Source organism: Crocosphaera sp. (genome assembly GCF_030064895.1).
Lineage (GTDB): Bacteria > Cyanobacteriota > Cyanobacteriia > Cyanobacteriales > Microcystaceae > Crocosphaera.
The window spans coordinates 1-14,641 of sequence record NZ_JASJEB010000057.1 but is presented as its reverse complement, the minus strand read 5'-3'; the positions used below and the strand labels follow the sequence as shown (position 1 = coordinate 14,641).

9 protein-coding genes are annotated in these 14,641 nt (G+C 39.6%); all 9 read right to left on the bottom strand.

Translation table 11 applies throughout. From position 1 onward, the window contains the following. Positions 1 to 15: 15 nt before the first annotated feature. Positions 16 to 3,033 (bottom strand): translation initiation factor IF-2, encoded by a 3,018-nt coding sequence (infB, locus tag QNJ66_RS13880; RefSeq protein ID WP_300507898.1) that lies wholly within the window; start codon positions 3,031 to 3,033, stop codon positions 16 to 18. A gap of 182 nt (positions 3,034 to 3,215) precedes the next feature. Beyond that, positions 3,216 to 3,488 carry a YlxR family protein gene (locus QNJ66_RS13875; RefSeq protein ID WP_300507896.1) on the bottom strand — a complete coding sequence of 91 codons (273 nt, stop codon included), beginning with the start codon at positions 3,486 to 3,488 and terminating at the stop codon, positions 3,216 to 3,218. A gap of 241 nt (positions 3,489 to 3,729) precedes the next feature. Then, complete coding sequence (nusA, locus tag QNJ66_RS13870; RefSeq protein ID WP_300507894.1) at positions 3,730 to 5,046, bottom strand: transcription termination factor NusA; 1,317 nt, start codon at positions 5,044 to 5,046, stop codon at positions 3,730 to 3,732. Positions 5,047 to 5,079: 33 nt separating this feature from the next. Further along, positions 5,080 to 5,535 carry a ribosome maturation factor RimP gene (gene rimP, locus QNJ66_RS13865; protein ID WP_300507893.1) on the bottom strand — a complete coding sequence of 152 codons (456 nt, stop codon included), beginning with the start codon at positions 5,533 to 5,535 and terminating at the stop codon, positions 5,080 to 5,082. A 240-nt stretch (positions 5,536 to 5,775) separates the two neighbouring features. Then, entirely contained in the window at positions 5,776 to 6,588 is an 813-nt protein-coding gene (locus QNJ66_RS13860) for a phytoene/squalene synthase family protein (protein ID WP_300507891.1), read from the bottom strand. A 356-nt stretch (positions 6,589 to 6,944) separates the two neighbouring features. Continuing rightward, on the bottom strand, positions 6,945 to 9,392 hold the full coding sequence (locus QNJ66_RS13855; protein ID WP_300507890.1) for an EF-hand domain-containing protein: 2,448 nt from the start codon (positions 9,390 to 9,392) through the stop codon (positions 6,945 to 6,947). Positions 9,393 to 9,733: 341 nt separating this feature from the next. Continuing rightward, positions 9,734 to 10,963, bottom strand: a complete 1,230-nt coding sequence (locus QNJ66_RS13850; protein WP_300507889.1) for a hypothetical protein — start codon at positions 10,961 to 10,963, stop codon at positions 9,734 to 9,736. A 192-nt stretch (positions 10,964 to 11,155) separates the two neighbouring features. Then, positions 11,156 to 11,872, bottom strand: coding sequence for a hypothetical protein (locus QNJ66_RS13845; RefSeq protein WP_300507887.1), 717 nt, complete (start codon positions 11,870 to 11,872; stop codon positions 11,156 to 11,158). Between the two features lie 258 nt (positions 11,873 to 12,130). Then, a complete protein-coding gene (locus QNJ66_RS13840; protein WP_300507885.1) occupies positions 12,131 to 14,158 on the bottom strand; it encodes a serine protease in 2,028 nt (675 codons plus the stop codon). Positions 14,159 to 14,641 lie beyond the last annotated feature (483 nt).

Here is a 14,641-nt window from a genome sequence, read left to right as displayed (position 1 = left end):
CCCACACTCTAAAATTTAACTAGATTTTCCAGCCAAGGTACGGCGTTTCATGACCATTTCATAAGCTTCAATGGTGTCACTTTCTTGCCAGTCACTAAATTTATCGACACCGATACCACATTCATAACCAGAGTTAACCTCTCGCACGTCCTCTTTAATGCGTTTGAGAGAATCAAGGGAGCCTTCATAGACCACCTTGTTGCCTCTGAGCACACGAATATAACGGTTACGAACCACTTTGCCAGATTGTACATAACAACCAGCGACAGCACCGCGTCCCACAGGGAAAACAGCCCGAACTTGAGCCTGTCCGAGAGGAGACTCGACTTCTTCAGGTTCGAGTAACCCTTCCATCGCGCCTTCAATATCATCCAGAAGTTTGTAGATAATATCGTATTCACGAATATCCACCCCTTCATGATCCGCCGCTGCTCTCGCACCAGTAGCTAAGGTGGTATTAAAACCAATAATCACCGCCCCACTAGCTGCGGCTAAATCTACATCCGTTTCCGTCACTTCTCCAGGAGAAGCTAAGAGAACCCGTATTTGTACTTCGTCTTGGGGTAACTGTTCCAGAGAGCCTAAAATAGCTTCGATCGACCCTTGAACATCGGCCTTGATAATAAGATTGAGTTCTTTTAACTCCCCTTCCTGAGCTTGAGCAGATAAGGTACTCAAGGTAACACGACGGGAAGACATAGCTTGTTGGAGACGGGTTTGACGTTGATTTTCGGCATTTTCTTCCGCCACCAGACGGGCTTCTTTTTCGCTCGGATAAACATCAAATTCATCCCCAGCAGCCGGAACGCTATTTAGTCCTAAAATTTCCACTGCAAAAGAGGGAAAAGCCTCTTCTACCTTATTACCGCGATCATCGATCATGGCGCGGATTTTACCAAACACAGGGCCAGCCACGATGGCATCTCCCACTCGTAGGGTACCATTTTGAACCAATAAGGTAGCTACTGGTCCTCTGGTGCGGTCTAAGTTAGCTTCGATCACCGTTCCTTTAGCCAAGCGATCGGGGTTAGCCACCAATTCTTCCACTTCTGAGACGAGGACTAACATTTCTAATAAACCATCGAGATTTTCCCCTTTCAAGGCACTCACTGGCACCATAATGGTATCACCGCCCCATTCTTCAGGAACTAAGCTCAATTCTGAGAGTTCTTGTTTAATGCGATCGGGGTTAGATTCTGGTTTATCGATCTTATTAATAGCCACCACAATAGGCACTTCTGCTGCTTGAGCGTGACTAATGGCTTCTCTGGTTTGGGGTTGTACACCATCATCGGCGGCCACCACCAAAATAGCCATATCTGTAACCCTTGCCCCTCGGGCCCGCATAGCTGTAAAAGCTTCGTGGCCGGGGGTATCTAAGAAGACAATTTGTTGAGTCTTGTCTTCATGTTCAATATCCACATGATAGGCTCCGATGTGTTGGGTAATGCCGCCGGCTTCTCCTTGAGCCACTTTGGTTTGACGAATGGAGTCCAGTAAAGTAGTTTTCCCGTGATCCACATGGCCCATGATGGTAACGACGGGGGGACGGCGTTGGAGATTTTCCAAATCTTGTTCATCGAGCATTTCCGTGCTTTTAGCAGCAGCTGATTGAACTTCAGGAATTTCTACCTCGACCCCAAAGGCTTCCGTGACCATTTTAGCCGTATCTTGGTCGAGGGTTTCGGTTATATTGACAGCAATACCTTTGGCAAAGAGATGTTTAATGATTTCTGTTTCAGCCAGGCAGAGTTGTTCTGAGAGTTCTCTAACTGTTAAGTTTCTATCGAGAACAATTTTTTCGGGTTTCTGACGAGTTTCTGTCCGTTCTCGGCGTTCTGTGCGATTCCTTTCCCCACTACTATCAGCCGTTTTTAGGGTTGGTTTTTTGGGTTTTTGAGGGCTAGTGGTGACTTTATTTTCAGATTTTGGTTTCGGTGGCCGGGCAGTAGACAAACTCAAACTGAGGGAAACCGTGTTGGCGTTGAGTTCTGATTCAAAATCATCATCATCATCTTCAATAACTTGAAAACGACGTTTGGCTTTGGCTGCAGCCTTATTAGTTTTTGCCTTGTTTTCCTGTTCTTCCTCTTCTTCATCCCAATTTTTACGCTTAGAGATACGCGGAGGTGCTGGCCGTTTCAACTGAGGTTTTGGCTTGAGAACGGAGTCAATGGTATCGTCATTATCCACGTCTTCTTCGAGGAGTTCTGAAGCCGGCTTGACTGAAGGGGCGACTAAGGTGAGGGTTTTGTCCTCTTCTTCTGCCTGGGGAGCAACAGGACGTTTTAAATCGGGTTTATTGGTATTGGGCTTTTTGAGGTTTTTATTTGTGGTTGGTCTCTCCTTTGACCCTTCTGGTTTAGAAATTGTGGGTTTTTGGGGTTTCTCTTTGGGTTTAGGAGGGCTATTTTTAGCTGCCTTTTTAGCCGGTTTAACCTTATTTTTAGCTTCTGGGGAAGGTTTACTTTTTACTGGTTTGGGTATGGGTTTTTGAGAAGTCTCTGGAGTTGTTTTCGCAGCCGGCTTAACCCTTTGAGGAGGTCCTAAGAGACTAGCAGAGGGAGATTCTGGTTCTTTTGGGGCTTTTTCCGAAGGCGGAGAAGGTTGAGACAGTTCTTGGGGGGTAACTGTAGGTGGTTCTGCTGCTGTAGGGGGAGCTGGTTTTGGCGGTGAAGTCTGAGGCACTGATGGTTTAGGGGGAACGGGAGGACGGGGAGAAATTAGATTAGCCGATGAGGTTTGAGAAGTTTTTGGGGCAGGGCGAGGACGAACTTGTTTGTGGTGAACGGCCAAAATTTGCTGTTTTTTATCCCCTGAAGCTTCTTCATCGCTTGTTTGGGCTGTGCCTTGTTGAGCCAGATATTTATCCACCATCCCTTTAATCCGTTCTGCATCAGATTCGGTAATGGTGCTACTGTGGCTCTTAACGGCAATGTTGAGTTGTCCGCAAATTTCTAAAATATCTTTGTTTTCTAAGTTCAATTCCTTTGACAAATCGTAAATTCTAACTTTGTGTTGTGTGTTGTTCATCCACTATCCCCCTAACTAGGTTTTGGCTACTGTAAATGTTTAAGTCGCTGATGAAGGCGACGGATAAGCCCAAAGGTTGAGCTATTGGTTTGAAGTTTAATAATCATGACTCCGAAGACAATCTTCTCTCCTATGCTAACGATAATAGTGGGTTTTGCTTCTAAATTTTTCCCGAAATTTCTTTAAGATAATTCTTGCTCGGGTAAAACTTTGTTTAAACGTTGCCACAATTGTTGATAAATGTTATCAGGGATAGGGGCTTTAAGTCTTCGTCCTAGACGATTTTTTTTGCCTGCTAGGGTTAAACAGCTTTCTTGAGGACAAAGATAAGCAGAGCGACCCATCCCCTGGTCTAATTGTACCTGGCGAGATGGATAGACTCGTACAATTCTCCAAAATTCTTCTTTGGGGGCAACACGACCACAACTAAGACAACGTCGATAATTGGGTTTCATGGAAATTTTTGGCTAGAAATCCCGCCCTGTTTGCTGCGGCCCTATGTATGATAGGGCGGTGTGCTTTGAGGACGGCTTTACATTTTATGGTTTTCAATACTTACCCTAATACTACTCGGATAAGCTTGAAAAGTTTAGGAAGTGGGGAGAATAAAGCTTGACAGATTGTTTTTCCTTCCCTCTCTCCCCCATCTCTATCTCAACAGATAAATTAGTTAACTTAGTAGTATTGAGACACAACCTAATTCTCACTCACGGCTTTTGGGGTTTCTTGATTTTCTTGATTTTCTGACTCCTCTAAATCATTATCTTGATTAAGTTCGTCGTTTTCTAAGTTTGAACTCATTTCTTCTAATTGAGATTCGGATTCTTCTTGATCGAGTTCATCTCTGTTTTGTTCTTCTAATTGTTGTTTTTCGACTTCAGCTTTATAAAGAACAGTATCTTTGATATCAATTTTCCATCCTGTTAAACGAGCAGCTAAGCGAACGTTTTGACCTTCTTTGCCAATGGCTAAACTGAGTTGATCTTCTGCTACTAAAACCAAAGCATGACGTTCTTCGGCGTTCAATAAGACAACTTCATCCACACGGGCCGGACTCAAAGCGTTGGCAATATAGGTGGCAGGATCGGGAGACCAACGAATAACGTCAATTTTTTCCCCTCTTAGTTCATTAACAACTGCTTGAATGCGAGACCCCCTTGCACCAATACAGGCCCCGACGGGATCAACATCTCTTTCCAGGGTATCTACAGCTATTTTTGTTCTGGGGCCAACATAACGGGAGGGAGGGTTCGCTTCCCTAGATACGGCCACAATACGGACGATATCTTCTTCTATTTCGGGGACTTCCACAGAAAACATATCCACCACTAAACCGGCAGCACCACGGGATACTAATAGTTGAGGTCCACGATGGGAACCTTCTCTGACTTTTTTCAGTAATACTTTAAATGAGGCGTTAGCCCTATAATTATCGTTAGGAAGTTGTTCTCTTTTGGGTAAAATAGCGTCAACTTCGGGCTGGCCAAAGGCACTTTGTACCGCTACAATAATGTCTTGTCTCTCAAACCGTAACACCCTAGCATTGAGAACAGTCCCTTCTAGTTCGTGAAATTCCTCTTGTATAAGTTTACGCTGCTGATCCCGTAATTTCTGCAATAAAACTTGTTTGGTTTGAATGGCGGCCATACGACCAAAATCTTTTTGATTGGGGGTTACGTCTAAAACGACTTCATCCCCTAGTTGGGCCTCTGGTGCCACTTCTTGGACTTCTTGCAAAGAGATATGATGGTCACTATTTTCTACCTCTTCGACAATTTTTTTGGTAGAGAGAATGCGGAATCCCTCTTCATCTGTATCTAGTTCCACTTCAAAATTATCAAAATATTCATCATAAAATTGTTGACGATCTAAATTTTGAGAACGGCGAAACCGCTCATAACCTTTGATTAAAGCTTCTTTGAGGGCTTCTTGCACCGATGATTTTGGTAAATTATGCCTTTGACTAATTTCCTCGATCATCAGGGTTAATCCCGGTAAACTAACTAATGACATCTCAATAAAACCTCCAATATTCTTAAATTTTGCTTAGTCTGCTAATTGCACTTGAGTAATGACAGAACAAGGTATGGCGATCGCTCGTCCTTTACGATTGAGATAGATTGCTTTTTCATCTCGTCCTTGTAATCTTCCCTGCCATTCGTTTTTGTCCATATATGGCGGGTTAGTGGTCACTTTCACTTCAAACCCTTTAAAAGCGATAAAATCTCGTTCATTGCTTAAATAGCGAGAAATCCCAGGACTGGAAATTTCTAAGACATAGGCCCCAGGTAAAATGGCTGTCTCGTCTAGGATGGATTCTAAAGCGCGACTAACTCGTTCACACTCGTTTAAACTGGTATCACTGATGGGGTTACGAATATCCACCCGTAAAACAGGGGGACGTTTGTTGGTTTGAAACACCACATCTACTATTTCTAACCCCATTTCTTGGGCGATGGGGGTGGCTATATCGATAATTTGTGGAATCAGGGGATGAGTCATTGCTCAAACAATAAAAAAAGCGGGTTTTTGCCCCACTCCCTTCAAATGTAAATCAATTGGGAATACGCTGTACTCGTGACTGCGCAAATGTGCTTTGAACTATTAGTTTAACAAAATGTTGGCAGAAGTCCCCATCTAAATGTTAAATCCTGTTGAATAGCATACTTTAAGCTCAGTAACAAAAAAAATAATCTCTCCGAAGAGAGACTTATCAAGACAAATATTGAAGGTAATCTTTAATTATCGGGTTACTTTTTCTACTAAGGCCATAACATCACTACGACTCAGTTTTTCTTTACCCAAGGCCATGACTTCTAAGGTTCCATGGGCTAAGGTTAAAGGGATTTTACAAAAATCTAAGGCTGGACCGCGTCCCAGGGACTGGGTATAAAGATCGGCTAATTTCAAGTTATCACGGGCATATTGATGCACATCTTCAATTTTCCAGCCTTGAGGAATAAAATTTACTCCACGGCGTAAGTCTTCTCGATGATTTCGGACAATATTAACTGCTTGTAGTCCTCTACCAAAGCCGATGGCATATTGACGGTTGGTTTTAGTCCCATCGTACCAAGCCCATAAATCTGATAATAACAGTCCCACTGCACCAGCAACACTAAACGTATATTGGTCTAAATGGGCTTTGGTGCGAATTGTCCAGTTATTTTCTGCCCAATAGGCCATGCGATCAGCCATAGAAGCGGTTGCATCCCAAACACGGGGTGCAATGCTTTCGGGGGCTAACATCGCCCATTGCCCTAACCTTAGACTGACATCGGGTAGACAATGACTATAGGGAACCAATCCGGCCGAAAAGTCTTCAATCCCTGACTTTTCTACGCCTGCTTGTAAGTTCAGGCTCATTTGTCTTAGAATTTTGCCTTTGGTGAAGTTATCGAGATCAGGGTGATCTTCTACTTCATCAATAGCTCGCATACAAAGGTATGCTGAAGCTACGGCATCCTGTAAATCACCAGGCAGACGACTGATAGGGATATAAAAGGTTCGACTGGTTTCTCTCAGGGTCTTGAGAGCATTATTGCGTAAATTCATTAATTTCACTCCTCACGCCAACTTTAAGCATTAGCATACACTTTCTTATCTGTGAGATCCCACTAAACTATTGTGAAGTTCCTGACAAAGGGAATTTTGGGGTTTAATCATGAGAGTTAGAACGTCGGACAGTATTTTTATAGAGATGGTGTCTATTGTATTACGCTTCTCTAAAATTTGCCGTAATACTATCTTCCATATTTGCCAGAGTGAGTTTGGGGAGTTTGGGGAGTTTGGGAGATGGGGAGATATTTTTATAATTGATGGCGAATCCGAGATGATTTCAGAGCAAAAAAAAATCTCCCGATCAAAAAATCGGGAGATAATACCCCACCGTTAAGGACGGGATTGAAAAATTATGCAGAATGAACAGTATTTTTAAACTGTCCGAAGAGTTCACAAAACTCTTGATAGCTGATCTGATTGTCATTATTGGTATCAGCAAGTTTCAGCATTTCTTCTATTTCGATATCAGATAAACTGACATCAATATCCCGTAAACACAACCGTAATTCCTCAAGATTGATGTAACCAGAATTATCCACATCAAACCGACCAAATCGTTCAAACATATTCTCTTCAGGATGTTCGGTTAACTCTTGATGCAATAAACTGGTGAAATCTTCAAAAGATATAGATTGACTATAACGAGTCCCTGTGATCATGTCCATTAGTTCTTGCACTTGTTGGGCAGAGTAAGAACGACCGACAGCCCTCAATAAGGAGTGTAACTCAACAGCAGAAATACTATCGTTACCATCTTTATCAAACTTGTTGAAGGTAGTGCGATAAAACGCCATTTGTTCATCGCTGATTTTCCCAATATTACAGGAGGGATTGACTTTACCTTTTGCTAGGGCATCCAGATGTTCAATGGCACTCAAGGTATAAGCCATGCTTTGCCATAATTGATGAGGATTCGAGTGCAACAAGATGTCTTTTTCTTCTTGTGCTGTAATTGAATATTCTTCCCGTATGGCCTCAATGCTTTGTAACTCTTCAGGGGATAATTTGTTGAGTAAGCTATCGAAGGATTCAAAGGGTTTTTTCCCTGTCATTACATCAAACAAGTCTAAAACGATCGCTTGATGTGGATGTTCCCGAGAAGACTCCATAATGGTGTCGAGTAAGGCTTGACGGTAGCTTTCTTGGCGTAACCAATCTTCGTGGTTTTGCTGGTGTTCAATATCAAGGAGGAAGGGATCTTCTACTTCTAGTTCTGTTAATAACAGTTCGTGTTCTTTATCGGTAATATTGAGTTCTAGACGCATTTGACGCATCATCTCAAGACTACTGGCACTATTAACATAGCCTTCGCTGATGGATTCTTTGAGGATTCCTTTATAAGCTTCGATTTTCTTCTCTTTATCGAAACCAGGCAAGACTTTGGCTAAAACATACACTTCATCTGCGGTGAGATCGTCTATCGCTCTACCATCCAAGAACTGAGAAACATTGAGTTTGAGTTTGGTGAGTTGTTTCCTTAGTCGGGTGGCTAAACTTTCCCGTTGATAGAGATAAGGATTTCTGGGCCAAGTACGATACAACCATAAACCACTACAAACAGCCATTACTACAGGAAAAAGATACTGTAATTGTATCGGTAACATCCGTACAAAATTACGACCTCCAAAGATGAAGAAGAAGTTGAAGATCAAGAAAGTACATAATGTAAACATCCTATGGCGAACAACTTCGTTATTAACTAGCTTATGGTGACGAAATAGATAAGCTTTATAGAGGTTTTCTAGTTTACGACCTAGCCAATAACCGAATAAGCCAAACAAACCAATGGTCAAGGGTACTGCTACTAATTTAGGAATAGCAATGGGCTGATTAAAGAAGTAAAATCCTGGGTTAAATAAGTTAGCTAACTGATTTTCTTCATGGGCCCAAGACCCTGACATATAATATTCCCAATTCCCTGCGTACAGGTAATAGTAAACAAAGTAACCCACCGTTAATCCAAAATAGCCATAATGTAACCATTGTTGTTTGGGTTTGGTGAGATTTTCCCAGTAGGTACGTTCCGCATCAATATCCATACAAGGACCACTACAAGCGACACAAGCACTTTTTTCTTTCCCTTCCGGATTTACGGTACGACACATTGATTGTGTTATTAGTTGACGATCTCCTGTGTGTGCCTTACTATTTATTAATCCTCTTGGTTCCCCATAAATTTTTTGAACGGGAGCCATAGGACAAAAATATTGACACCAGGATTTTCCACCAAAGAGATAACCAACTAAAATTGATGCTAAAATGGTTCCCAATAAGAAACTACCTAAAGCAAGTCGGTTAGAATTAACAAACAGAATTCGACTGCTAATCCCTAGATAAAACAATCCTAATTGTAGATATAAGTGATTGCGCGCTAACCAGGAATTCTTATCAACTTTGACCAGTTCATGACGGGTTTTTCCTGTTTTAGCATCTACCCGCTTACGATGTCTTTGTATTCCTAATGCACGGGGAATTTGAGACAGGAAAGATAAGGGGCAAATACGTCGCCATAATTCGTGTCCTCCTACCATTAAGATAAAGACACCAGCAGGAACAATCATTCCCCAAAATATGGCCGCTCCCATAGCAAAAGGAACTTCTTCTAGGCATTGTCCTTGAACTGTTACACAGTCAAAGGTGGTAATTTTATCTATAGTGAAGGGACTCCAGGTGGTTTCTGGTTTGGTTAACCAAGATGAAATCGGGTCATAAAATAGGGAGGCAATTAGCAATAGCCAACCCAATGCCAGAACCCATCGCACTAAGTGCATATACCGTTCAGGAACTTTCGCAAACATAATTCTGTATAACTTGTACTGTAGTTTTTAGGTAGCGATCAAAACAAGTAAGAGTGATGTAGCAGTACAAAGATTAGTTAGAACATTTTTTCTCTGTAAATGGTTATGGGAACATAATTAAGGATCTCTTAATAATCTAACCACGACTCGTAATGCTATGTCTATCGGCTTTTTCATGATTCGATCGCATTTATATGCCAATAAACTCGTAACCATCTCTATGTTGAATGATTGTGAAAAATGATTTTGTAGGGAATGTTTCAAAATGCCCTTTTGTCTTCACATTTCTTAATATTTCATTAGTCAAGATTACCTGATTTTCAGTTATCAGTTATCAGTTATCAGTCATCGGGTGAGTCGGGGAAGAGACGGGGCAGGAAAACTGCTGTTAGGGTGGTGATAAAGGTAATAATTGCGGTGATTGCTTCTGAGGAGAGATGTTTTGATAGTAGGTTAGGTTGGATGCTTTCTACGGGAAAATCACGATAAAGTCCGACGGCAATACTATTAGTTTTTCCTGTAATAAATGTTTGTATTCCTGGGGGTAATTCAGGGTTATTTGTGATAGTTAAGGATCTGATTTTTTTTATGGCTGTTTTGGGTGATTTGGTTATTAAAAATTGATTTTTTTCTAGCTTTATTTTTTCTTTTCCTAAGCGTATTTCTCCTTGTAAAATAGTAGAACTTTCCAGTTCATCGGTGACTACTTGTGTGGTTTCATAGCGACTGAATTGAACATTATTGACATCAATATCTTCTCTAAACCAAGTTATTGAATTATTTTGATCTTTTGGTTCGGGTAGAATAATAAATAGTTGATGAGGAGAGAGTAAATTTAGGTTTATTTTTTCATTATTATTAGGAATAAAATTTAAGGTTAGTTCTTGTCGATTATTGCGATCGCTTTTAAGATTGAGTTCAGGAATATTAATTTGTTCCAGTTGTATTTCTAGGGTATCTTGTCCTAATTCTAATATCAATTCACCGATGTTAATAGATGATTGAGGATCATCCATATTTTCAGGAAATTCGCAATCTTCCGAACTATGGGTTATTGAATGTAAGCAAAATTCTAAACTATTATTTTTATGCTTATAAGTTAGTTGATTTATGTTTATTTCTGGTTCAATTCGTAGCTCATTTAAGTATATTTGTGTTGTTTCTAGATTGTTTTTTTTATTAACAATAAAACGACTTTCAGCAAAAGGTAATTCAATGGTTAATGTATCGATGTTAGCTAATTTTTTTTGTAACTCAGGGTCATTATCAGTGGAAAATTTACCCGAGAAAGCAATAGGTTGTTGTAATTTTCCTTGAAAATCAATAGATTTAATAGCTTCAATGTTTTGTAATAAAAGTTTTTTGTTATTCCCATTATAAGTAAAGTTTAAAGATTCAACGATTAAGTTTCCTTCAAAATTATGATTACTCGGAATAAAATAGCTAATAAGAAAAATCAACGAAACAGTTAACCAAAAAATAGCAAAAAATTTATCTATGGTTCTAATCGTTCTTAAGGAACCATACCAGCGACGAAATTTTATTGTTAAACGTCTAAATATATCAGACATATTAATAATGGAAAATGGAAAATGGATAATTAATAAATGTCATTCCGAGGAACGAGTAATCTCCTTTTAGCAGTTAGCAGTGACCAGTTATCGGTTATCAGTGTCATTCAGAGGAATCTCCTTAAACTATTAAATATGATAGAGAATCTTGTAAAAACTACAAAAAATTTACTACTTTTAATATTTTATAGTTTACAACCAATTGGGATCATGTTTAAAAGAAAAGCTGAGAGGTTTTCCATTCCCATCTTCTAAATAAAATTGATATGTTCCTGCCGAGTTATTTTTCGGTTGCCAATCAAAGGTAATTTGTCCTCGCTTGGAAATATTTCTCGGTTGGAGATTACTGGGAATAACTCTACCGTTTTGACGAATTTCTACTTTAGGAAAAGTTCGGCGATTGCGGCTATAAATTACAAATTTATAACCATTTGATGGTTGTTCTAAAATCACAGGATGATAAATTATTCTAGAATTTTTTTCAACAAAAGCTAAAGGCAATAAACTATTAAAAGGTATTTTAGCTCGTTGTAAAACAGTATTGGTTCTGAGATCAAAGATAAATCCTGAACTGCTATATCTTGGCTCTACTTCATCCAATAGATAATTTTTTGTATAAGATTGAATACGAATGATGGGTTTATCTCTTCCAGTCCCAGGAACTCTAATTTTTATGGTTTCAGGATAGTTAGTGAGATTGCTGGTAGAAAAAGCAATTAATCCAAAATTATTACTAATAGGTCGACCATCTAATATCCCTTCACAACGGTTATTATCTCGACGAATATAACCAATATCTCTTGGTTTACCTGTGGGACAAGCATTCGCAGTTAAGCTGGTCATGTTTAAAAGATAAAGACTAATAAAGAAGGGAAATAAACCAGATAAAAGTAATTTTTTATTTTTCATAATCGTTTAAGCGTATTAAAGTTATAAACGATGGCAATACACATTATAATTCAAATATTGAGTAAATTTCTTGTTCTTGGTAATAAAAGTTCTTAATTGTCCATTGTTAAAGAGATTCCTCGTACCTCGGAATGACAGATAAATCAACAAAAATATCCTAAATAAATTTTGTACTGCCATATTCTTTATTGATCATAGTTGACCTGATAAATTTTCCCCAGTCTCCCCATAAAAATATTAACTCCTAACTCCTAACTCCTAATTCCTAACTCCTTTCAATATTCCCCATTCCTGTAATTTTTCTATGACAATATTAATGGGATAAGCTAACCCTACATCACCAGTTGAACCGACATCATCGATATAAATTTGGTTTTCTCCATTATTAAGAACAGCATTATCATTTCTGTCTTTCATTCTAACCACCATAGCAATAACTTCACCGGCTGCATTGAGAACAGGTCCCCCAGAGTTACCCGAAGCAACAAGAGCATCTAAAGGAATAAATTTGTTATTGGGATTATAATTTATCACCTCTCCTTTAACTGCTGACCAAGGACTATTTATGTTATGAGGATGACCAATAATGGTAATTTCTAAATTTCGCTGTATCCAACCTGATTTAATGGTTAAGGGTTCAATATCATTAGGAATTCCTGTAACCTTTAAAACGGCTAAATCTAAGTCTTCTCGACTGTCTGTTATCTTCTCAACTGTAGCTTTATAACGAGGTCTTTGGATATCATCAAGTGTGCTGTAAAATTCAACTTCAATAGTGTCACTGGCACGTTTACTTTTACTATCGCTGATAACATGACGATTAGTAACAATCAAGACTGTATTTCCCTGTCTTTGAATCACCCAACCTGTACCAATACTAGCTCCCTCAGAGGTAGTGGCAATAATTCTCGCAGTAGAACGTAATTTTTTAACTAGGGGTTCTTGGGTTTCTGTGGGGAGATAATCTCGATCATCGATATTAGGAAGGGGAGGATTACTATTTCTGGCTAATAGACGTTCGGCTTCTTTGAGGTTATTTTGAGTATTAGCCTTGTTAGGATCGATTTCTAGGGCTTTTTTATAGGCTTTAATAGCTTCTTCTAATTTCCCTTGCTTAAATAAGGCATAACCCATATTGTTGTAAGCAGAAGCAAAGTTAGGGTCAAGTTCTAGGGCTTTTTTATAAGCTGCGATCGCTTCATCTAATTTCCCTTGATCATCTAGGACAGTACCCATGTTGTAGTAAGCAGAAGCAAAGTTAGGGTCAAGTTCTATGGCTTTTTTATAGGCTGTGATCGCTTCATCTAATTTCCCTTGATCATTTAGGGCATTACCCATGTTGTAGTAAGCAAAAGAATAGTTAGGGTCAAGTTCTATGGCTTTTTTATAGGCTGTGATCGCTTCATCATATTTCCCTTGCTTTTCTAGGGCTACCCCCATGTTGTCATAAGCCGTAGCATCGTTAGGGTCAAGTTCTATGGCTTTTTTATGGGCGGCGATCGCTTCATCATATTTCCCTTGATCAGATAGGGAATTACCCATGTTGTCGTAAGCAAAAGCAAAGTTAGGGTTAATTTCTATGGCTTTTTTATAGGCTGTGATCGCTTCCTCTAATTTCCCTTGCTTTCTTAGGGCAACACCCATGTTGTTGTAAGCCCAAGCAAAGTTAGGGTCAAGTTCTATTGCTTTTTTATGAGCAGCAATGGCTTCCTCTAATTTCCCTTGATCAGATAGGGCATTACCCATGTTGTTGTAAGCCCAAGCAAAGTTAGGGTCAAGTTCTATTGCTTTTTTATGAGCAGCAATGGCTTCCTCTAATTTCCCTTGCTTGTATAGGGCATAACCCATGTTGTCGTAAGCATCAGCAAAGTTAGGGTTAAGTTCTATGACTTTTTTATAGGCTGCGATCGCTCCATCATATTTCCCTTTGTCAGATAGGGCATTACCCATGTTGTTGTAAGCCCCAGCAAAGTTAGGGTTAAGTTCTATTGCTTTTTTATAGGCTGTGATCGCTCCATCATATTTTCCTTGCCTTCTGAGGGCAACACCCATGTTGTTGTAAGCCCCAGCAAAGTTAGGGTTAAGTTCTATTGCTTTTTTATAGGCTGTGATCGCTTCATCATATTTCCCTTGTTCTTGTAGGGCATTACCAATTTTATGGTAAGCATCAGCATTATTCCCGTCAATGGTGATAATTTGTAGAATAATACTCTCTACTTCTGTGTAGTTACCATCACGATCAGCTTGTTCAGCTTGTTGAAATAACTGTTCAACGGTTTGTGACATCCCTACATAGGGAGTTGCTACGAGGGAGACTGTCAGGAAAATGGGGAAGATAGGACGGATCATGAAATTTATAGTAATAACAAGTAATCAAGAATTGAATCAGTTTTTCGTCATCCTAGACAGATTCTAGCGTTTTTCTTTGTTTCTGACTCAGCACTGAATCACTGCTCATATCCAGTAATTAAAACTATTCCATCTCAGCAACAGTTATAAACTGTTGCACCTTAGTAAAAATCAAGTTTTTTCGGAAATGAGATGGCGATCGCACTTGAGATAAATAAGTAAGAACTACTATTGCGCTTTAGTAAGAGTTGATTTTTGACAGGCAATACTAAGGGAACTTGGCCATCTAGACTGATAAAATAGAAGAGAAATAATAGGAGTATAATAAGTGGCCGTTAAAATTGGTTTACTGGGTTTGGGAACAGTGGGAACGGGAACAGCACAAATTTTACTCGACCCCACAGGTAGAAACCCCCTGTT

What these genes read in the sequence shown, in the direction of transcription:
- infB (WP_300507898.1), bottom strand. Translation starts at nt 3,033, where the DNA reads ATGAACAACACACAACACAAAGTTAGAATTTACGATTTGTCAAAGGAA.
- QNJ66_RS13875 (WP_300507896.1), bottom strand. Translation starts at nt 3,488, where the DNA reads ATGAAACCCAATTATCGACGTTGTCTTAGTTGTGGTCGTGTTGCCCCC.
- nusA (WP_300507894.1), bottom strand. Translation starts at nt 5,046, where the DNA reads ATGTCATTAGTTAGTTTACCGGGATTAACCCTGATGATCGAGGAAATT.
- rimP (WP_300507893.1), bottom strand. Translation starts at nt 5,535, where the DNA reads ATGACTCATCCCCTGATTCCACAAATTATCGATATAGCCACCCCCATC.
- QNJ66_RS13860 (WP_300507891.1), bottom strand. Translation starts at nt 6,588, where the DNA reads ATGAATTTACGCAATAATGCTCTCAAGACCCTGAGAGAAACCAGTCGA.
- QNJ66_RS13855 (WP_300507890.1), bottom strand. Translation starts at nt 9,392, where the DNA reads ATGTTTGCGAAAGTTCCTGAACGGTATATGCACTTAGTGCGATGGGTT.
- QNJ66_RS13850 (WP_300507889.1), bottom strand. Translation starts at nt 10,963, where the DNA reads ATGTCTGATATATTTAGACGTTTAACAATAAAATTTCGTCGCTGGTAT.
- QNJ66_RS13845 (WP_300507887.1), bottom strand. Translation starts at nt 11,872, where the DNA reads ATGAAAAATAAAAAATTACTTTTATCTGGTTTATTTCCCTTCTTTATT.
- QNJ66_RS13840 (WP_300507885.1), bottom strand. Translation starts at nt 14,158, where the DNA reads ATGTCACAAACCGTTGAACAGTTATTTCAACAAGCTGAACAAGCTGAT.